15 protein-coding genes and 2 pseudogenes are annotated in these 18,972 nt (G+C 71.4%); 9 read left to right on the top strand and 8 right to left on the bottom strand.

The genetic code is table 11. The annotated features are described in order from the left end of the window. Positions 1-11 precede the first annotated feature (11 nt). From BQ9890_RS03245 to BQ9890_RS03230, 4 genes are all read left to right on the top strand, one after another. On the top strand, positions 12-563 hold the full coding sequence (locus tag BQ9890_RS03245) for a DUF3000 domain-containing protein (RefSeq protein WP_075892641.1): 552 nt from the start codon (positions 12-14) through the stop codon (positions 561-563). Positions 564-566: 3 nt separating this feature from the next. Then, positions 567-1,850 carry an HRDC domain-containing protein gene (locus tag BQ9890_RS03240; protein WP_075889318.1) on the top strand — a complete coding sequence of 428 codons (1,284 nt, stop codon included), beginning with the start codon at positions 567-569 and terminating at the stop codon, positions 1,848-1,850. A 105-nt stretch (positions 1,851-1,955) separates the two neighbouring features. After that, a complete protein-coding gene (locus BQ9890_RS03235) occupies positions 1,956-2,618 on the top strand; it encodes a DUF6318 family protein (RefSeq protein ID WP_143226222.1) in 663 nt (220 codons plus the stop codon). Next, positions 2,602-3,459, top strand: a complete 858-nt coding sequence (locus tag BQ9890_RS03230; protein ID WP_230297794.1) for a hypothetical protein — start codon at positions 2,602-2,604, stop codon at positions 3,457-3,459. Before BQ9890_RS03235 ends, BQ9890_RS03230 begins: the two co-directional genes overlap by 17 nt. Here the strand turns inward: BQ9890_RS03230 and BQ9890_RS03225 are convergent. Beyond that, positions 3,425-4,447 carry a DMT family transporter gene (locus BQ9890_RS03225; protein ID WP_075889314.1) on the bottom strand — a complete coding sequence of 341 codons (1,023 nt, stop codon included), beginning with the start codon at positions 4,445-4,447 and terminating at the stop codon, positions 3,425-3,427. The genes BQ9890_RS03230 and BQ9890_RS03225 overlap by 35 nt on opposite strands. Before the next feature lie 99 nt (positions 4,448-4,546). Here BQ9890_RS03225 and BQ9890_RS03220 point away from each other — a divergent pair, with 99 nt between their 5' ends. Next, positions 4,547-5,416, top strand: a complete 870-nt coding sequence (locus BQ9890_RS03220; protein WP_075889312.1) for a LysR family transcriptional regulator — start codon at positions 4,547-4,549, stop codon at positions 5,414-5,416. 27 nt (positions 5,417-5,443) lie between these two features. Here the strand turns inward: BQ9890_RS03220 and BQ9890_RS03215 are convergent, their stop codons facing one another. The 7 genes from BQ9890_RS03215 to BQ9890_RS03185 all read right to left on the bottom strand — a co-directional run bounded on the left by BQ9890_RS03215 (position 5,444) and on the right by BQ9890_RS03185 (position 16,329). Beyond that, positions 5,444-8,857, bottom strand: coding sequence for an error-prone DNA polymerase (locus BQ9890_RS03215; protein WP_075889310.1), 3,414 nt, complete (start codon positions 8,855-8,857; stop codon positions 5,444-5,446). A 154-nt stretch (positions 8,858-9,011) separates the two neighbouring features. Next, on the bottom strand, positions 9,012-9,233 hold the full coding sequence (locus BQ9890_RS03210) for a helix-turn-helix domain-containing protein (RefSeq protein WP_043535289.1): 222 nt from the start codon (positions 9,231-9,233) through the stop codon (positions 9,012-9,014). Beyond that, positions 9,233-9,745 carry a DUF2975 domain-containing protein gene (locus tag BQ9890_RS03205; RefSeq protein WP_195907614.1) on the bottom strand — a complete coding sequence of 171 codons (513 nt, stop codon included), beginning with the start codon at positions 9,743-9,745 and terminating at the stop codon, positions 9,233-9,235. Before BQ9890_RS03205 ends, BQ9890_RS03210 begins: the two co-directional genes overlap by 1 nt. A gap of 231 nt (positions 9,746-9,976) precedes the next feature. Further along, positions 9,977-10,972, bottom strand: coding sequence for an NAD-dependent epimerase/dehydratase family protein (locus tag BQ9890_RS03200; protein WP_075889306.1), 996 nt, complete (start codon positions 10,970-10,972; stop codon positions 9,977-9,979). A 174-nt stretch (positions 10,973-11,146) separates the two neighbouring features. Further along, positions 11,147-14,305 carry a DEAD/DEAH box helicase gene (locus tag BQ9890_RS03195; protein WP_075889304.1) on the bottom strand — a complete coding sequence of 1,053 codons (3,159 nt, stop codon included), beginning with the start codon at positions 14,303-14,305 and terminating at the stop codon, positions 11,147-11,149. A gap of 9 nt (positions 14,306-14,314) precedes the next feature. Continuing rightward, positions 14,315-14,944, bottom strand: a complete 630-nt coding sequence (locus tag BQ9890_RS03190) for a thymidine kinase (protein ID WP_075889302.1) — start codon at positions 14,942-14,944, stop codon at positions 14,315-14,317. An 86-nt stretch (positions 14,945-15,030) separates the two neighbouring features. Further along, positions 15,031-16,329 (bottom strand): DNA polymerase Y subunit UmuC family protein, encoded by a 1,299-nt coding sequence (locus tag BQ9890_RS03185; RefSeq protein ID WP_143226221.1) that lies wholly within the window; start codon positions 16,327-16,329, stop codon positions 15,031-15,033. A 2-nt stretch (positions 16,330-16,331) separates the two neighbouring features. Here BQ9890_RS03185 and BQ9890_RS03180 point away from each other — a divergent pair. From BQ9890_RS03180 to BQ9890_RS15775, 4 genes and pseudogenes are all read left to right on the top strand, one after another. Further along, positions 16,332-16,799: pseudogene (locus BQ9890_RS03180) on the top strand (YbhB/YbcL family Raf kinase inhibitor-like protein); the annotation flags it as partial. 255 nt (positions 16,800-17,054) lie between these two features. Further along, the gene (locus tag BQ9890_RS03175; RefSeq protein ID WP_075889298.1) at positions 17,055-18,014 is read left to right on the top strand and encodes a Pr6Pr family membrane protein; all 960 of its coding nucleotides are present in this window, start codon (positions 17,055-17,057) and stop codon (positions 18,012-18,014) included. A gap of 80 nt (positions 18,015-18,094) precedes the next feature. After that, positions 18,095-18,556: a tRNA (cytidine(34)-2'-O)-methyltransferase gene (locus BQ9890_RS03170; protein ID WP_075892637.1), complete on the top strand. Its 462-nt coding sequence runs from the start codon at positions 18,095-18,097 to the stop codon at positions 18,554-18,556. 184 nt (positions 18,557-18,740) lie between these two features. Next, positions 18,741-18,972, top strand: a pseudogene (locus tag BQ9890_RS15775) (IS1380 family transposase); the annotation flags it as partial.

Raw genomic sequence — 18,972 nt, 5'->3', positions numbered from 1 at the left:
GTGTGGGGGACGTGACCGACCACGCAGTCCCCGAGGACTTCGTCACAGCCCTCCTCAGCCTGCGCGACGCCGCACGCAACCCGGCGGTCCTCCTCGAGGAGGTCCCGCCCCCTGAGCGGCTCGCGCCGTGGACCGCTGCGCTCGCCATGAGGACCGTGCGCGAGGAGCACGACCAACCCCTGGCCTCCGGCCGCCTCGTGGTCCTCCACGACCCCGCGACCCAGATCGGGTGGAACGGGGAGTTCCGGCTCGTGGCCCAGCTGCGCTCCCAGATCGACCCCGAGATGGGCTGTGACCCGCTCCTGGGGGAGGCCGTGTGGAACTGGGCGCACGACTGCCTGGAGGAGGCGGGGGCCGGATACCATGACATGACCGGAACGGTCACCCGGGAACTCTCCGAGGCCTTCGGCGGACTCGAGCTGCGCGGTTCCACACTCCACGTGGAGCTCCGTGCGTCCTGGACGCCCGTCACACCAGCCCTCGGCGAGCACCTGCTCGCCTGGTCCGACCTGTTGTGCCGGACCGCCGGCATCATCCCCCAGCGCTACCTCGAAGAGGCCTGATACATGCTCATCGACAATCGCGACGGTCTCCCCCGTGGCGACTCGGACTCCCCTGTGCTCGTGACCGATCCCCGTCAGGGGATTCCCCCGGTGGTGGACACCCCCGAGGCCTTGGCCGACGCGGCCGCGAGGCTGACTGAGGGCAGGCAGCCCGTGGCCCTGGACGTCGAGCGCGCCCAGGGGTTCCGCTACGGCGCCGACCCGTTCCTGGTCCAGGTGCGCCGCGAGGACGTCGGCACCTTCCTCATCGACACCCACGCGCTGCCCGACCTGTCCGTGCTGGCCGAGGGCGTGGACGAGGTGTGGATCCTGCACGACGCGGAGCAGGACCTGCCCAACCTCGCACAGGTCGGTCTGGAGCCGCCCGCGCTCTTCGACACCGAGGTGGCCGCGCGCCTGACCGGCATCACGCACTTCGGCCTGGCGGCCGTGTGCGAACAGGTGCTGGGCCTCGCCCTCGTCAAGGACCACCAGGCCTCCGACTGGTCGGTGCGTCCCCTGCCCCCGGACTGGTTGCGCTACGCGGCCCTCGACGTCGAGCTGCTCACCGAGCTCTACCGCCGCCTCTCCCACACGCTCCACGACCTGGACCGCTGGGAGTGGGCCCAGGAGGAGTTCGACCACGTCATGTCCACCCCGGCCCCGACACCCAAGCCCGACCGCTGGCGTTCCCTGCCCGGTGCGGGCAGGATCACCTCGCGGCGAGGGCTGGGCGTGCTGCGTGAGCTGTGGGAGGCGCGCGATGCGGTGGCCCGGGAGATCGACCTCTCCCCGGGGCGCCTGGTGCGCAATGCCGCCCTCGTGCGTGCCGCCCAGCAGCCGCCCCGCAACCGGCGCTCACTGCTGTCCATCGGCGAGTTCCGCTCCCCCGTGGCCCGGCAGTACACCGACACCTGGTTGCGGGCCATCAACCGTGCCGTCACCGCCGACGGGGGCGACCTGCCTCCCCGACGGATGCCCGTGGCCCCGGGTTCGGTGCCCGAGGCACGCCACTGGGCGCACCTGGATCCCGAGGCCTTCCTCCGTCTCAAGGCGGTGCGCGCCGCTGCGGCGGAGATCGGGGACGGGGTGGGACTCTCCTCCGAGGTCATCCTGGAACCACGCGACCAGCGCTTCCTCGCCTGGGCGCCTCTCGACCCGTCCATGACGGCACTGGACGCGGTGGCGGAACGCCTGGAGGAGTCGGATGCCCGCCCCTGGCAGCGTGCCCTGGTGACTGAGGCAGCCGTGGAGGCGATGACCGCACCGTCGAAGTTCCTGGAGGAACACGCCCGACACGCGGACTGACCTCGCAGGGAGCCACACCGGGGTTGCCGCACTGCCGCGGTCGTCATCCACAGATTCCGCGTGAGGTCTGGCGCTGGGTGCATCCGGACCGTTAGCGTGTGTGGCATGACTCATAGCGCCACGGTGACGCTGCGGGCCCGGACCGGGTTCGCCCTGCTCGCCGTGGCCGCCGTCGCACTCTCCGCGTGCACGGGTGTCGGGGGTCCGACCTCGGGCGGGACCTCCAGCGGAGGAGCCGCGGCGACGCCCACGGATTCGGCCCCCCAGATGTCCGGGGACTACGTGGTCGGTGCGGACGGGAAGCTGCTCAAGCCCACGGACGGGCCGGTGCCGATCGCCCCCACCCCACCCGCCTCGATCACCGAGGACACCCCCGAGGCGGCCGAGGACTTCGCCCGCTACTTCGTCGCCGTCGCCGAGTACGCGTGGAACAGCGGGGACACCACCGAGCTCCGGGCGATCAGCACCGCGGACTGCGAGATGTGCACGGCCATCGCCGATGCTGTCGACCACGTCCAAAGGGCCGGCGGATGGACCATCGGTATGCGGTACGACATCACTGAGGTCGAACCACCTGTTGAGCACCCGGAAGAACCCGGAGTTCAGGTATTTATCCTGCATGCCACGACCAACGCAAGAATGACATACGACGGTCATGAGACGAAGCCGATCGTTGCTCACCGGGAGCTCATTGAACTTCACACCTGCCGCTCGGCCAACGGATGGCGGGCATGTGGTGGCGGAGGTGCCGATGATCCAGAGGCTTAAGATCCCAAGGCTGACAGGCATCTCAGCCTTGATACTCGCGCTACTGTTCCTAGTCATCCAGACGCATCCAACCTTCGCCGACCCGCCTCAAGGCGAGTACCGAGAGTGGAGCGTCGCCGGTGACGGCAAGCACACTGTCGTTATTGAAGCCGGCACCGGCAGCCGCTACATCGTCCCGGGGGTGGCGGCCTCTGCCGTTGCGTACTGGCAACCCGACCAGGCTGTCCGGTGGGTTGCCCCTCCCCCGCCCTCGGTCCCCTCGGGCTGCACCGGTCAGTTGCTCTCCGGCCAGTGGGTCGACGATGCCTGTCCCCTCCTGGGCCCTGCGACGCCGGAACCCACGGACGATCCGGACGCTCCCGCCTTCGTGCCGCCCTCCACCACCGAGATCATCTACCAGGCCGTGGCCTCCACGACGGTCCCCGGCGCCGGCCTCGTCGTCCAGCCCGAGGGTCTCTCCTACACGGGCATCCCCGCCCTGGTCCACGCCAGCCGCAGCTCCCACCAGATCACGGTCGCCGTGCTGGGTCGTCAGACCACCGTGTCACTGACGGCGCGTTCGTACTCCTTCGACTTCGGGGACGGGACGACACCCCTCGTCACCACCTCCCCGGGAGGTCCCTACCCCGACCGCACCAACCAGCACGTCTACACATCCGCCGCGGCCCGACGCACCATCGAGCTCGTGACGACCTGGAACGCGACGGCCACCAACCCCTTCACCGGGGAGACGCAGAGTGTGGAGGGCATCGTCCAGACACGGGAGGTGTCAGCGCCGTTCGAGGTCCGCAGGTCCCGGACGGTCCTCACCGACACCGCAGAGGCGAGCCAGGGCCGCTGACCCCGTCCGGGCACGGCACCGGGGGCAGGACGACGTCCGCGGCCTCCTCCGCCCCGACCCGCAGGCGACCCCCCGGCACCCCGTGCACCCCCGCGAGGATCCCCTGGGCGAGGGCGATGCCGACGAAGGTGACCAGCATCCCGACCGGTTCGTTCCAGGTGAGGCTCTCCCCGAGCACGACCATCCCGAGCACCACGCCCACGATCGGCGTCACGTAGGTGACCATGGAGGCGCGGACCGGTCCCCAGGTCTCGATGGTCCTCATGTTCCAGACGTAGGCGAGCCCCGTCCCGAACACCCCGAGCAGCACCAGCGAGACGACGATCGGCACACTCAGCGAGACAGGACGTGTCCATGCCCCGGTCAGCGGGGACAGGAGCAGCATCACCACGAAGGCCGCGACGATCTGGGTCGTGGTGACGGCGAGCGACCCGTGCCCGGCGGGCCTGACGAACCTGCGGATGTAGGTGAAGGCGATGGCGTAGCAGGTGGTGGCCGCCAGGCACGCCAGGTAGGCGGGGGCCAGCTGCGCGAAGTCGGCGGAACCGCCGAGCAGACGCCAGGGCGCGGCGACCAGGACGATGCCACCGGCCCCGATGACGACCCCCGTCACCCGGTCGGCCCCGAGCCGCTCGTCGGGCAGGACGAGCGCGGTGATCAGCAGCGTCATCAGGGGTGTCGTCGCATTGAAGATCGCCGAGATCCCCGAGGGCAGGTACTGCCCCGCCCAGGCGAACAGGAGCAGGGGCAGACCGGCCCAGAAGAAGCCCGCGACCACCAGGTGCCCGATCAGGCGCACATCCGTGATGCGCGGCGTGTGGGTGAGTGCGGCGACGAGGACGAGGGCGAGCGCCCCGAGTCCCAGCCGCGCCAGGACGACCTGCGCGGGGTCCATGCCCCCCAGCCCGATCTTGATGAAGAGGAAGCTGGCGCCCCACACGAGTCCCGACAAGGAGAAGAGCACCCAGGTGGGTGTGCGGTCCAGCATGGTGCTTCCTCCTGTGCCGTGGTGTCCTCGGCACTATTCTTGGTGCGGACCGCCACATGAATCAAACAAATCTGGTTCATCTGAGCATGAAGGATTCTCATGTCAGTCACTTTGGCGCAACTGCGTTCCCTCACCGCCGTCATCGACGAGGGCGGCTTCGCCCAGGCCGCTGCACGCCAGGGACTGACCCAGTCCGCCGTCTCCCACGCGGTCGCCACCCTGGAGGAGGAGCTCGGCGGGACCCTGCTCAACAGACGTCCGACGATCACCGTGACGGCCCTGGGGTCACGCGTCCTGCCCCACGCCCGTGCCGCGATCGCCTCGGCCGACGGTGTCACTGCGGCTGCAGCCGAGTTCCACGGGCAGACCACCGGCCTGGTCCGCCTGGCGGCAGCCGCGACCGTCTCCTTCGGTCTGCTGCCCCGCCTGCTGGCCACGTGGAAGAGGGACCATCCCGGTATCGACGTGCAGTTGTTCGAGGGCGATGACGACGAGCTCCCCCTGTGGCTGGAGAAGGGGATCGTGGACGCGGCGGTGCTCATCGATCCGGAACAGGTCCACCCCGACGCCGTCGAGGTCGCACGCGACGACTACCGGGCGACCCTGCGCTCGGACCACCCCCTGGCCGGGGAGGCCACCCTGACGGCGTCGGACCTCATCGACGACCCGGTGCTGGTCTCCGCGGGAGGGTGCGCACTCAACGTCCTGGAGCTGTTCCACGCGGTCGATCCCGACTTCCGCCCGGTCCAGGAGGTCCGCGACATCGGGGCGCTCCTGGGCATGGTCGCCGCCGACGTCGGCATCACGGTCTTCCCCTCCATCGGGCAGGGGATGCTCCCCCGCGAGCTCGTGATGGTCCCCATCACCCCGACGAGAACACGGTCACTGGTGTTCAGCGGTCCGATGTCGCGACCCTGGTCCCCCCTCGTGACGGCGCTGCTGTCGAGCCTGCGGGAGACGGACGGATGATGGCGGCCCACCCGGCCACGCCTCCCCTCAGCGGAAGTCCCGCGAGCGCGCCGACACCGGCAGTCGGACCTCCTCGAGGCGGTGGGCGATGACGTTGACCACCCCGTCGCCGCGCTCCAGTCGTCCGCGCACCAGCAGTGCCTGGGAGGTCAGTGCCACCCGGCGGTGACGCGCCCACAGTCCCTTCGAGCAGGTGATGTTGGCCAGGCCCGTCTCGTCCTCCAGGGAGAGGAAGGTGACGCCGCGCGCGGTGTGGGGACGCTGGCGGTGCGTGACGATGCCGGCGACGGAGACCACCTCCCCGCCCTCGTGGGCGGACAGCTCCGCGCAGGCGAGGACCCCCTGGTCGTGCAGGCGCCCCCGCGCCAGGGCGAAGGGGTGCTCCCCGGTGGTCAACCCGGTGGCCCGGTAGTCCTCGCGCAGCACCTCCAGGGGGTCCATGCCCGCCAGTTCCGGGGCACTGACCCCGACCTCGGTGCCGGGGAGGTAGGGCTGGTACCAGCTCCCCTGCCCCACCGAACCGGCTGCCCACATCGCCTCCCTGCGCGAGACGCCCAGGCCCTCCGTGGCGCCGGCACGGCCCAGGGCCTCGACCTCCCCCACCGAGAGGTGTGCGCGCCGGGCCAGGTCCGCCAGGTCCCGGAAGGGTCCCTCCTGCTCGCGGGTGGCGACGATCCGTTCCGCGGCCTCCCCGAGCCCGCGCACCGACTCCAGTCCGAGGCGGACCAGGAGACCCGGGTGGACCACCAGGTCCACGTCACCGGCAGGCAGGTCCTCCTCCGCCGTCCCCAGCTCCCATTCCCCCGCGTCCCACTCCCCCGTGGTCCGTTCCTCCCGGGTCCTGCCCCCTCCAGCGGCGGACGAGGGCGTCCCCTGTCGCCCGGGTGCCCGCGCCGGGGCACCGACCCCGCCACCGGCCCCGCCCTCGTCGAGGCCGCTCCCACGCCCCCCCGGCCCACCCGCGCGCACGCAGGCACCCACGAGTGAGTCCTGGACATCGGGACCGCCCACCGCCACCCCGTGGCGGCGCGCGTCCTGGACCAGGGTGGCCGGGGAGTAGAACCCCATGGGTTGTGAGGCCAGCAGGGCCGCGTAGAAGTGCTCGGGGTGGTGGACCTTGAGCCAGGCCGAGGCGTAGACGATGTGGGCGAAGGAGAAGGCATGGGACTCGGGGAAACCGAAGTCGGCGAACCCCTTGAGCTGTTCGTAGACCCGGGCGGCGACGTCCTCCCCGATGCCACGTTCCCTCATGCCCCGGAAGAGGTCGGGACGCAGTTCCTCCATGAGCTCAGGGGAGCGTTTGGCCCCCATGGCGCGTCTGAGTCGGTCCGCGTCGGTCAGGTCGAACCCGGCGGCGTCCACGGCGATCTGCATGAGCTGCTCCTGGAAGAGGGGCACCCCCAGGGTCTTCGTCAGGGCCGGCTCCAGCAGGGGGTGGAGGAACGTGACCTCCTCACGTCCCCGGCGCCTGCGCAGGTAGGGGTTGACGGCGTGGCCCTGGATGGGGCCGGGTCTGATCAGGGCCACCTCGACGACGATGTCGTAGAACCTGCGTGGTCGCAGGCGCGGCAGGGTGTTCATCTGTGCGCGCGACTCCACCTGGAACACCCCGACCGTGTCGGCGGCGCAGAGCAGGTCGTAGACACGCGGGTCCTCCTCGGGCAGGTTGTGCAGGCCGGGGGGACGTCCGTCGCGTCCGAGCACCCCCTCCCCACCGAGCCAGTCGAAGGCGTGGCGCAGCGCGGTGAGCATGCCCAGACCCAGCAGGTCGAACTTCACCAGTCCTGCGTCCGCGCAGTCCTCCTTGTCCCACTGCAGGACGGAGCGCTCCTCCTTGGCGGCCCACACCACCGGGCAGACCTCGCTGACGGGGGTGTCGGTCAGGACCATGCCCCCGGGGTGGATGCCCATGTGACGGGGCAGCTTCTGCAGGGCCACGGCGATGTCGCGCACGTCCTGGGGCACACCGTCCCCGCCCTCGTCCCCGCTCCCGGGGACGCCCCCGCGACTGCCACCCCTGTGGCGGGAGGTCGTGGTGGACCAGGCCTTGGCGACACCGGGGGCATGACCCAGGGCGCGCGCGGCATCACGGATGGCGGAACGCGGCCGGTAGCTGATGACGTTGGCGACCTGCGCGGCACGGTCGCGACCGTAGCGGGCGTAGACGTGCTGGATGACCTCCTCGCGTCGCCCCGCCTCGATGTCCAGGTCGATGTCGGGGGGACCGGAGCGCCCCGGTGAGAGGAAACGTTCGAAGAGCAGGCGGTGGCGCACGGCGTCCACGGCGGTGATCCCCAGTGAGAAGCACACCGCCGAGTTCGCCGCGGAGCCGCGGCCCTGGCAGAGGATCCCCCGGGAGGCCGCGAAGTCGACGATCTCCTTGACGATGAGGAAGTAGCCGGGGAACCGCAGACGCTCAATGAGTTCGAGCTCGTGGTCGATGACCCCCCAGGCGCGGGGGTGCTCCTCGCGTGTGCCGTAGCGCTGCTCGGCGCCGCGGCGGGTCAGCTCCCGCAGCCAGGTGGCCTCCGTGTGGCCGTCGGGGACCTCGGCGCCGGGCAGGTGCGGGGCGACCAGACGCAGGTCGAAGGCGGCGTCGCGGGCGATGCCGGCGGCGGCGGTGACGGCGTCGGGGTGGGCGTGGTGCAGGGCGAGCATCTCCGCAGGGGAACGCAGGAAGGAGCGCAGGGCGGGCAGGTGGGGCTCCGCCTCGAGGAGGGAGCCCCCCAGGCGCGTGGCCGCCAGGACGTCCGCCACCGGCTGGGAGGCGGGGGTGGCGCAGCGCGCGGCGGTGGTGGCCACCAGGGGGAGCCCCGCGCGCTGGGCCAGGTCCGCCAGGGCATCGGCGAGGGCGGGCGGATCGCCCGGTGACAGTGCGGCCTCCACGGCGACCCTCCCGCGCCCGAAGTGGTCGGTGAGGCGTGCCAGCACCTCGCGTGCCGCGGCCTGCCCGTGGGCGGACAGTGCCCGGCGCAGTGGCCCCCGCCGCGTGCCCGTGAGCACCAGCCAGTCCTCGTGACCCCCGGCCCCGAGGGCGTCGAGCAGGTGGGCCGCGTCGCGACGCCCCGGACGCGCCAGGGCGTGGGCGCTCATGGTCCGGCACAGGTCGTGGTACCCCTCCGGTGAGGTGGCGAGGACGGGGAGTCGGATCCCCGGGTCCTCCGCGCCCGGCACCAGTCCCCACCCGGGGGCTCCGGGGTCGCCGAACTGTCCACGCGCCAGGGTCAACTCCGTGCCGAAGACCGTGGGCATGCCGCTGCGGCGGCCGGCGGTGGCCGTCTGGATCGCGGAGTACATGCCGTCGACGTCCAGGACCGCGAGCGCCTCCAGGCCCAGGGCACATGCCTGCTCGACCAGCGCGGCGGGCTGGTCCGCCCCGTCGAGGAAGGTGAAGGCGGAGTGCGCGTGCAGCTCCGCGTAGGTGGCCGGGTCACTGGACATGACACCAGTCTATCGAACACCTGTTCGATCTCGTGCACCCGCAGCCAGCACCAGCCCCGCCGTCGCCACCACGCTCGCCACCACGCTCGTCGTGGGGGACTCCCGTCGCTGGGGCATGCCCCGAGCAGGCAGCGGGCGCTGCCTCAGGGACCGATCACTCCCGGATCCCGTCCTCCTCGACGTGGCGGAGGATGTCTCCCGGAGCGCAGTCCAGCTCGCGGCAGAGCGCGTCCAACGTGGAGAAGCGCACCGCCTTCGCACGACCGTTCTTGAGGACCGAGAGATTCGCCGGCGTGATGCCGACCCGCTCGGCGAGCTCGGACACACCGATCCTGCGCCTGGCCATCACCACGTCCAGGTCCACGACGATCGCCATCAGATCACCTGGTCGAGTTCGGCGCGGAACGAGGTCGCCTGCACCAGGAGACCACGCATGACGACGAGGACCAGGGTCAGCCCCAGGCACAGCAGCGCCACGACCAGTACCCCCAGTCCCAGCAGGGGTGGCCCCGGGATCCAGAACTCCGCGGCCACGCACGCCACACCCGCCACCGCCGAGGCCGTGCTCATCGCGGCCACCCAGCGCAGGGAGGCGGGATCGAAGATCCGCCCCTCCGAGACGCGTGTCAGCAGCTGCCACAGGCACGCCAGCACGACGATCCCACCCAGCAGTGCCACCTCACCCAGCACCAGCAGGGGCGGGCGCAGGTGGGCGAGCTCCGGCAGGTCACGGGCCATCTCGCCCGAGAGCCACGGCAGTCCCCAGAACAGTGCCCCCAGCATCCCGGCGAGCACCGACACCACCAGGACCTTCAGGACGATGACGACCCCACGACGCATGACGACCTCCCCCACCGGCGACGGGCACTCGTACGACCCATCGATCAACGATATGATCGTATCGTTTTTCGATATCCCTCGCAAGGCCCGCGCCTCGAACGGTGGACTTCTCCCCCACGACCCCCGGAGGCCCCACCGGGTTCCGAAGGGGAGAAGGAGAGGGAGAGGGAGCACCTCGGCTCCTGCCTCACCCGCCCCGCCGGGGCGCACACGTCCATTGCACCACGGGGGACAGAACATCTCGCCGTGGGCTGGAGGACCACACCCGGGTGGGGTCCCTCACGTTCCCAGTGCGGTCAACAACTCGCGTTCCTCGTCGTCGGTCAACCCGGCGCCGCGTCCGGGGAGCGCGCTGTGGTCGAGGTCCCGGCGCAGGGAATCGGCAAGCGTCTCCGACAGGGGGCGGATCTCCAGACCGGCAGCCCGCGCCCGTGCATTCGAACGTGCATTCATCCCGTACCAGGAGCGGTCCACCAGCCGCAACGGCAATGACCGTGCGCCCGACCACTGGGCGACACCGTGACCGAGGAGCCAGTCCTGCGTCGCCAGGGCGATGGGGCCGACGTGACCGGCCACCTGCCGGGCGGTGTCGATGTGCTCGGGGAAGGGCCGCGGGTCACCCACGGCATTGAAGGTGCCGTGCGACATCTGCTCCACCAGTCGGACGATCCACTCGGCGAGGTCACGCACATCGATGACCGACGTCGGGAGGTCCGGTGCGTCGGGGACGAGCACACGCTGTCCGGGGTTCGAGGGCCTGGCGAACCTCAGACCCCAATAGCCCGTGCGGCCACTCGGATCGCCCGGCCCACCGATCAGTCCGGGGCGCACGACCACTGATCGCCGCACGCCGAAGCCATCGAGCACTGCCTCCTCGCAGGCGACCTTGGCGGGCCCGTAGTCGGCCGGGGAGGACATCACGTCAGCGCGCAGCGCACCGAGCAGCGGAGCGTCCTCGTCGGCACCCACCTCGGCCTGGGAGGCGTGGACGCTGGCGCTGGACACGAACACGAAACGGTCGGCCACCGGTTCCAGGTCATGAACGGCACGCCGGACATGCCCCGGCTGCCGGGCCAGGTCGATGACGGCATCCCACCGCGAGGAGGACACCGCGGCGAGTGCCTCGGGGGCGTCACGGTCCGCCTGCACCAGAGCCGCACCCTGGGGCACCGCATCACCGCGGGCAACACACGTGACGCGGTGACCACCACGGACGGCGACGCCTGCCACGGCATGCCCCAGCCACGCGGTCCCGCCCAGGATCAGAACTCTCATGCCGACAGCGTTCCAGCCCGCGCTTCCGAGCGCCACCGCTCCCGCGAGGGACGAACATGCATCGACACCACGCCCGCGGGTCCAGACAGGCGGCTCCCCGAAGTACAGCGCGCTGCACTGGTCCAGCCAGCCGCGCAGCTCAAGAGAGGCTCGCCTCTGCGGGGAGGGGGAGGTTCAGGACTCGAGCAGGGCGCGCAGGTCCTCGGCGGTGATCCTCCCGGACCCGGCCCCGCCTCCGTCCACGACTGCGCTGACCAGCTGACGTTTGCGGTCCTGGAGGTCCAGCACCTTCTGCTCGATGGTGTCCTCCGCGACCAGGCGGTAGACGTTGACCTTCTTCGACTGGCCGATGCGGTGCGCCCGGTCCACCGCCTGGGCCTCCGCTGCGGGGTTCCACCAGGGGTCCATGACGTAGACGTAGTCCGCCTCGGTCAGGGTCAAGCCCGTGCCGCCGGCCTTGAGGGAGATCAGGAAGACGCGTGCACGTCCCGAGCGGAAGTCCTCGATGGCCCCCTCACGGTCGCGGGTGGCTCCGTCGAGGTAGGCGATGTCGATGCCGCGACGCTCCAGGACCCCCCGGATGCGTACGAGGAAGGAGGTGAACTGACTGAAGACCAGCACCTGGTGGCCCGCGGGCACGACCTGGTCGAGCTGGTCGGCGAGGAACTCCACCTTCGCGGAGCCCACCGAGGAGTACGCCGGGTCCACCAGGGCGGGGTCCAGGGCGAGCTGACGCAGGCGGGTGATGGAGGACAGGACCACCATCCGGTTGGCCTGGAGGTCGTCGAGCAGCCCCAGGAGCCGCGAGCGCTCGCGGGTGAGGTACTGGTCGTAGATGCGACGGTGCTCCTCCCCCAGCGCCACCTCCACGACCGACTCGGTCTTGTCGGGCAGCTCGGGTGCCACCTGCTCCTTGGTGCGGCGCAGGACGAAGGGAGCGGTCAGGCGCCGCAGACGAACCAGTGCCGCCTCGTCCCCGTGGGTCTCGATGGGTCGACGCACCTTGTCGTTGAAGGTCTTCCAGCCGGGCAGGAGGCCGGGATCGGTCACCTGGAGGATCGACCAGAGATCGGACACCGAGTTCTCCACGGGCGTGCCGGTGACGGCCACCCGCCACCCGGCGTCCAGGCCCATGAGGGCGGAGTGGATGGCGGTGCGCGGGTTCTTGATGGCCTGGGCCTCGTCCACGACGAGCCCGGAGAGGTGGATCCCCGCCCACTCCGCCGGCTCCATGCGCACGATCGTGTAGGAGGTCACGAGCACGTCGGCACCCCTGGCGAGGTCCGCCAGGGACCCACCGCGCCTGCGTGAGGTCGCGTCGACCACCTCGACGACCAGGTCCGGGAAGAACCTGCGGGCCTCCCCCGCCCAGGTCCCCAGCACCGAGGTCGGCGCCACGACCAGGACCGGCGCTCCGTCCGCCCCGCCTGCGCCGGGGGCGTCGCGCAGTGCGCGCACTGCGGAGAGTACCTGGATCGTCTTGCCCAGGCCCATGTCATCGGCGAGGATCCCGCCCAGGCCCAGGGCGGCCAGTGCGGTGAGCCAGCGGTGGCCCTGTTCCTGGTAGGGGCGCAGCTCCACGGTCGACGAGGGCGGGACCGGCAGGCCCGCCAGGTCACCGTGCCCGGTGAGGGCGCGCACCCGCCTGGTCCACTCCCGTGAGGCCTCGACGTGGTCGGAGACGTCCTCGAGTTCCTCCCACAGCCCCGCCTGGAGCACGGAGAGCCGTGTGGTGTCCCCCTCGGTGTCGCCGAGCACCTCCGCCTCGGCGAGCAGGGAGCGCAGGTGTTCGAGGCGCTCGCCGTCCAGGGTGACCCAGACGCCGTCCACCAGCATGTGGTCCTCACCGGAGGCCAGGGCGGCGAGCAGGTCACGCAGCTCCACCTCGCGCCCGTTGACCAGGACGCGGGCGTGCAGGTCGAACCAGTCGGTGGATCCCTCCGAGGCGATGGAGGTGTCGATGAGCATGGCGTCGCCGTCCACCCTGACCTCGGCCACCTCCTCGGCCACGTCCCAGACCAGGCCGTCGACCTCCAGCTCGCCCACGACACGGTCGAGGAACTCCGGGGCGCGCCAGGCGGGCAGGCGCAGGGTGGTCAGGCTCCGACGCCACAGTTCCTCGGGCAGGCGCAGCTTGGCCGCGCCCGCCTCGATGGCGTGCCGGAGGTCCTGGGCACCGGCATCGGCATCGGCCTGTTCCAGGGGCAGGCGCGAGGTGGCACCGCCGATCGTGTACTCGACCCACCAGCGCACCACCAGCGCAGCGCTGCCCTCCAGGCGCACCGTGGCCACGATGAGGGGCCGCGAGACCTCCTCGGGCGAGTAGGACCCGTCGGTGGAGACCACTGCGACGGTGCGCTCCAGGCGAGGGAGCCACCGGGTCTGGAACTCGGCGAGATCACCCTCGGGCACGGTCAGGCCCCCGGTGGGCAGGCTCTCCAGGAGGTCCTCGCCCCCGCGGATCTCCGCGATCCGCGTCCCGCCCTCCAACAGCAGGAGACGCGTGGCGACGTCGATGCGCGGCGAGGTACGGGTGGTGCTCCCGTCGGTGACGGCCACCCCCACCGACAGCCCTCCCTCGGTGCGGCGCACGTCGACGGCGAGGGTCCACGGCCCGGGGTCCAGGACCAGGGGCACCAGGGGGTCGGTGTCGGCGAAGAGGGCGATGCCCGCGCGGTCGAGGCGGCGCAGCCAGGGTCCCGCACGGTCACCGAGGGACTCAAGGCTGACCTCGTTGGGGGAACGCCACTGGGGTCCCTCCCGGGAGTAGCGGTAGCCCTCCCGCAGCAACGCGAGGTGTGTGGGGTTGAGTTCCTCGGTGACCGAGGCCCACTGGGGGTTCGTGATGTCCAGCCAGGAGGCGCGCTTGGTGACCCAGCGCGTGTGGGTGCCCGGGCGCAGGGGGCTCATCCACAGGGGCGAGGAGGGGTCGTGGGTGTCCACGAGGAGTGCCATCGACTCCCCGCCGATGCCGGACTCATCCACCAGCCCCGACAGTGCACTGCGCCACTCCCCCTCCCGGGGCGTGGCCCGGCGCAGTTCGTCGCGCAGGTGCAGCAGGGTCGCCACGCAGTGGCGGCAGTCCCGGCCCACCGTGCAGGCACAGGTCAGGTCCAGGCGTCCTTCGACGGCCTCGATCCAGGTGCGGTAGGTGACACCGGCGCCGCGCACGCGGCCCACGGCGCGCAGGTCGCCCTCCGCGCGGACCTCCAGGACCTGGCCCGACCTGAAGCAGGTGAGCCCCTTGCCCCAGGTGGCCGGACCCACCATCGCCATGATGTCGTCGTCACTGAGGTGGACGACTAGACCGCTGAGTGTGCGGGGGCTGGCCATCCCTTCAGTCTAGGCGCCGTCCCCGTCCAGTGCCCCTCCCGACTCCCGCAAGTAACAGGCCGCACACAATGACTCGTAGGTGGAGTCGATCCCGTCGATGGCGACCTGGGCACCGTCGAAGACGAAGCGGCCCCCCACCCGGCGTGCGTTGAAGATGGCCTTGCGTCCGCAGCGGCAGATCGTCTTGAGCTCCTCCAGGGAGTGGGCGATCTCCAGGAGGCGTCGCGCCCCGGGGAAGGCGGTGGTGCGGAAGTCGGTGCGGATCCCGTAGGCGAGGACGGGGACGTCCTCGCACACGGCCAGGCGCAGGAAGTCGTCGACCTGGAGGGGGGTGAGGAACTGGGCCTCGTCGATGAGGACCGCGGCGACACGGCGCACCTTCCCGCCGGGTCCGGGCTCGGGATCGGTGGCGGCGAGGCCGACGAAGAGCTCGTGGACGTCGTCCTCGGGGCCCACGAGGGCGTCCACCCTGCGTGTGACCCCCAGGCGGGAGATGATCTCGCGGTCGCCCTTGGTGTCGATGCGGGGCTTGAGCAGGACGACGCGCTGGTCGCGTTCCTCGTAGTTGTAGGCCACCTGCAGCAGGGCCGTGGACTTGCCGGAGTTCATCGCCCCGTACCTGAAGTAGAGCTTCGCCATCCCCGGTCCCTTCCCGTCGTGAGCTGCCCGGGTGATCCTACCGTCGTGACCACCCCCGGACGGACGTCGCGCACCCGGGGGCGTGCTCAGTCGTAGACGCCCTCCACGTACCATCTCCCCCCGCGCTGGACGACCAGGAGCTGGGGGGCGTCCTCGCGTCCCAGGCGCAGGTAGGCACGCGGGGCCCTCTGCGACTCCCTGCCCTCCCACCAGCGTCCCAGGACCGCCCACGGCCCTCCCTCCAGGGTGACCCCGACCGTCCCACCGGCCACGAGACCCTCCGGCACACGCATCCCGGGGAGGGGATCCGGCAGGAGCAGCGTGGGCGTGGCGGTGAGGTCCCCCCGGGGGCCGACACGCACGGGGACCGGGTGCACGGGATCCGTGCCCTGCCCATTCCCCTCACCTGCGTGTGCTGCTCCCCCCGGCACCGGGAGCGCCTCTCCCCACAGGTGGACGGGGAGCGGGGTGGACAGCAGGGTGGCGGGTGCGGCATCGACCCCTCCCTCCCACTCCCCCTCCGGGGAGGCCAGTGCGCCCACCGGGGTCCCCCAGGGTGTCTCGTGCACCCGTGAGCGGGGGTCGTGTCCCCCCTGGAGGTGGGGTGCGAGCACGGAGTCCTCCCCCAGCAGCGACTGCAGGCGCAGGGCCGACCTCTCCGCACGCGCATCCCCCTCCGCCCTGCCCCACAGGCGTGGGGAGGGCATGGTGCCACTGAGGTCGGAGGCGACCAGCCCGACCTGTTCCAGGGCCGAGTCGGGCGCCCCCGACCCGGGCAGGGCGCTCCCCCTCTCCTGGGACCAGCCACGCAGCTGCCAGCGCATCCGGTCCACGACCTCGGAGGGGTCCGCGCAGTCGACCCCGCCCCAGGTCCGCTCGCGACGCTGACCGGACTCGGTGAGCATCCACACCGTCAGGGTCTCCGCACGGCTGCCGCTGCGCCACAGCTCCGCGGCGAGGTCTTCGGCGAGCCGCCTCAGCCCGATGACCACGCTGTCGACGTCGAGGGCCGGGGGGTCGAGGACTGTGCTGACCTCGAGCCTGTCCTCCCGGCGTCTCATGGCGCGCGTGGCGAGGTCCCCTCCTGTGCACAGCGTCCACAGGATCTCCCCCGCCCGGCCGAAGCGCGTGACGAGGGGGCCCCTCCCGAGCCCCACCAGTGCGGAGCAGGTGCGCACCCCCAGTTGCGGGAGCAGCTCCAGGGGAGCCCCGACCAGCTCGTGGAGGGCGAGGGGGAGCACCCGCAGCACGCTGTCCAGGGGCAGGTCGGCCAGGAGGTCTGCGGTGGCGTCGGCGGGGACGACGAGGCCGCGGTGGGCGGACTCCAGGGCGGCCAGCATCCCGGAGGCGATCCCGACCTGGCACTCCGCCCCGGTGGCGACCACGACCGCCTCCACGAGGGCGCCCGCGAGCGCCTCCTCCGACCCGGCCCAGCGCGCGGGACCGAGGGCCGGTGCCCATGCCAGGCCCGGCCTNGTTCCCCCCGGGGACCCGCGGTTTCGTCCTCACCTGTTTCGACCCCGACGCCCCGACACCCTCGGGGTGGTGGCACTGGACCGTCCTCGACCTCTCGGCGGAGGAGACCGAAGTCGAACAGGGTGCCGGCGACTCGGACCTCACCCTGGAGGGGGCAGCCTTCCACCTGCGCAACGACTCCGGGGAGGCCTCCTACCAGGGGGCCGCCCCACCCGCGGGGGACCGGGCCCACCGCTACGTCTTCGCCGTCCACGCCCTGGACGTCGAGACCCTGGGGCTCACGGACGACACCGCCCCCGCTGCTGCGGCATTCCACACGCTGTTCCACACGATCGCCCGGGCCACCCTCACGGTCACCCATCAGGTGGATGCCCGCTGAGCAGGTACGGAGGAGAGCACCCACCAGGACGCACCACCCGCACTCCGGGGATGACGGACCCCCGTGACACCCGCACCGAACACGTGACAGCCACCACGCGGCGTGTAACAATCTGATAACGATCAGATCTCGGATTGGCATCCCACGTCGGTCGTCACGGTGTCGGCCACCGCCGCCCTCCCGGGTCCCAGGACCCGTCGGGGGGCGGCGTCCCACGCAGGCCGCCGGACACGGATGCCCCGTCGAGGAGGCCCCATGCCCGTCGTCGACACCTCCGCAGTGCCCCGTCCCGTCCTGCCCGCCGCCACCGGACAGCTCCCGAGTGACCTGTCGCGCGCACCGGCGCCGTCGGCCCTGCTGCTGCCCGCCCCGACACCCGTGCCCCCGGCGACACCCACGGCCCCGGACAACCCCGTCCACACCTCCCCGACGACACCCGTCGCGGCACCCGCACCTGCCCCGGCACCCGGCGCGACTCCGGCGACAGCACCCACCGCGCCGGAACGGACACGCCGGCAGTTCCTCACGGTGGCCTCCGCGATCCTGCTCCTGGCCGCCTTCTCCGCCCTCCTCGGCACCGGTCTGGACATGTGGTCCGCCCACAGGGTGCGCTCCTGGATCCCCGCCGGTGCCGGCTACTCGAACTCCTTCGGGCCCGGGTGGGACGGTTCGTTGAACAGACTGTCCTACTTCACGGCGCAGTCGAACCTGCTGGTGGCCGTCTCGAGCCTGCTCCTGGTGGTGCGCCCACGACCACGGGGGCGGGTGCTTCCCTTCCTCCAGGTCGTCGCCCTGCTCGACATCTCCATCACCTGCATCGTCTACGTCACGGTGCTGGCCGGCCCCAACATCGGGGGGGACTTCCCCACGGAGGTGATCATCGCGACCACCCTCCAGCACCTCGTCACCCCCCTGCTGGCCTGGGCCGCCTGGCTGCTCGCAGGCCCCGCCACCGCATCGCTGCGCGGGATCGCCCTGGCCTCACTGGTCCCCCTGGCCTACTGCCTGCTCACCCTGGTGCGTGGGGCGCTCGTGGACTGGTACCCCTACCCCTTCCTCGACGTCCCGGCCCTCGGCTACGCACGCGTCCTGGCGGCCGTGGGCTGTGTGGCACTGCTCGTCCCGGTGGTGGGCCTGCTCATGCTCGCCTGCCAGCGGTTCCTCCGCCCGCGCCCCCGGGACACGATGACGGAAACATCCCCGGACGTGCGGTGATCCGTCCCCACTGACAGGTGCCTCACACCCGCCGCCGACGGGAGTGCCGCGGAGGTCCCCCCGGTGGGAGGATGGCGCGCGTGCTCCACGTGATCTTCTTCGAACCCCGTATCCCCGGCAACACCGGTGCGGCCATCCGTCTGTCCGCCTGCACGGGCTCCATGCTCCACCTGGTCGAACCCCTCGCCTTCGACATGGAGGACGCCAAGCTGCGTCGCGCCGGTCTCGACTACCACGACCTCGCCCACGTCCGCGTCCACCACGACCTGGCGGACGCGTTGGCGGAGGTGCCCGGTCGCGTGTGGGCCTTCACCGGTCACACCACGACCCTCTACAGTGACGTCTCCTACGCCGACGGGGACGGACTGCTCTTCGGACCCGAACCCACGGGCCTTCCCGAGGAGGTCATGTCCGACCCGAGGATCACCTCACGGGTCCGCATCCACATGCTGCCCGGCGTGCGCTCCCTCAACCTCGCCAACTCCGCCTCCATCGCCCTCTACGAGGCGTGGCGGCAGCTCGGTTTCCCCGGCGGCGTCTGAGCCTTGATCCACCGTTGTGGGGGTGGGGTTTGGGGTGTCGGAATAGAGAAGATGCCCCTTCTGATCTGGGACAATGGGTGTTGGTAGACAATCCATTGGACGCAGTCGAGGGGGCATCTTCGAGGTGCAATCGTCTCACACTCACACCCGCCGTTTCACGCCCGTCTTCGATGAGGATCATCTCGTGTCTGCAGGCGGCCTGCCTGCGGTGATGGGACTGGCCCAGCGGGCAGGCTTCACAGGTCTGCTGAAGGCGCGCCTCACGGTGGCATCCCCCAACGCGCCCGTGAAGGTCCGCGCGCTGGTGGCGGGCATGCTGGCCGGTGCTGATGACATTGACGGCATGGACATCCTCCGTTCGGGTGGGTCGGCAAAGGTGGTGGGGGCGGTGCGTGCCCCCAGCACGTTGGGGACGC

Origin of the sequence: Actinomyces provencensis (genome assembly GCF_900155435.1) — a bacterium.
GTDB classification, from domain to species: Bacteria; Actinomycetota; Actinomycetes; order Actinomycetales; family Actinomycetaceae; genus Pauljensenia; species Pauljensenia provencensis.
Note: the sequence above shows the minus strand (reverse complement) of the source record. Positions and strands in the feature narration are given on the sequence as shown.

What these genes read in the sequence shown, in the direction of transcription:
- BQ9890_RS03240 (WP_075889318.1), top strand. Translation starts at nt 567, where the DNA reads ATGCTCATCGACAATCGCGACGGTCTCCCCCGTGGCGACTCGGACTCC.
- BQ9890_RS03235 (WP_143226222.1), top strand. Translation starts at nt 1,956, where the DNA reads ATGACTCATAGCGCCACGGTGACGCTGCGGGCCCGGACCGGGTTCGCC.
- BQ9890_RS03230 (WP_230297794.1), top strand. Translation starts at nt 2,602, where the DNA reads ATGATCCAGAGGCTTAAGATCCCAAGGCTGACAGGCATCTCAGCCTTG.
- BQ9890_RS03225 (WP_075889314.1), bottom strand. Translation starts at nt 4,447, where the DNA reads ATGCTGGACCGCACACCCACCTGGGTGCTCTTCTCCTTGTCGGGACTC.
- BQ9890_RS03220 (WP_075889312.1), top strand. Translation starts at nt 4,547, where the DNA reads ATGTCAGTCACTTTGGCGCAACTGCGTTCCCTCACCGCCGTCATCGAC.
- BQ9890_RS03215 (WP_075889310.1), bottom strand. Translation starts at nt 8,857, where the DNA reads ATGTCCAGTGACCCGGCCACCTACGCGGAGCTGCACGCGCACTCCGCC.
- BQ9890_RS03210 (WP_043535289.1), bottom strand. Translation starts at nt 9,233, where the DNA reads ATGGCGATCGTCGTGGACCTGGACGTGGTGATGGCCAGGCGCAGGATC.
- BQ9890_RS03200 (WP_075889306.1), bottom strand. Translation starts at nt 10,972, where the DNA reads ATGAGAGTTCTGATCCTGGGCGGGACCGCGTGGCTGGGGCATGCCGTG.
- BQ9890_RS03195 (WP_075889304.1), bottom strand. Translation starts at nt 14,305, where the DNA reads ATGGCCAGCCCCCGCACACTCAGCGGTCTAGTCGTCCACCTCAGTGAC.
- BQ9890_RS03190 (WP_075889302.1), bottom strand. Translation starts at nt 14,944, where the DNA reads ATGGCGAAGCTCTACTTCAGGTACGGGGCGATGAACTCCGGCAAGTCC.
- BQ9890_RS03175 (WP_075889298.1), top strand. Translation starts at nt 17,055, where the DNA reads ATGCCCGTCGTCGACACCTCCGCAGTGCCCCGTCCCGTCCTGCCCGCC.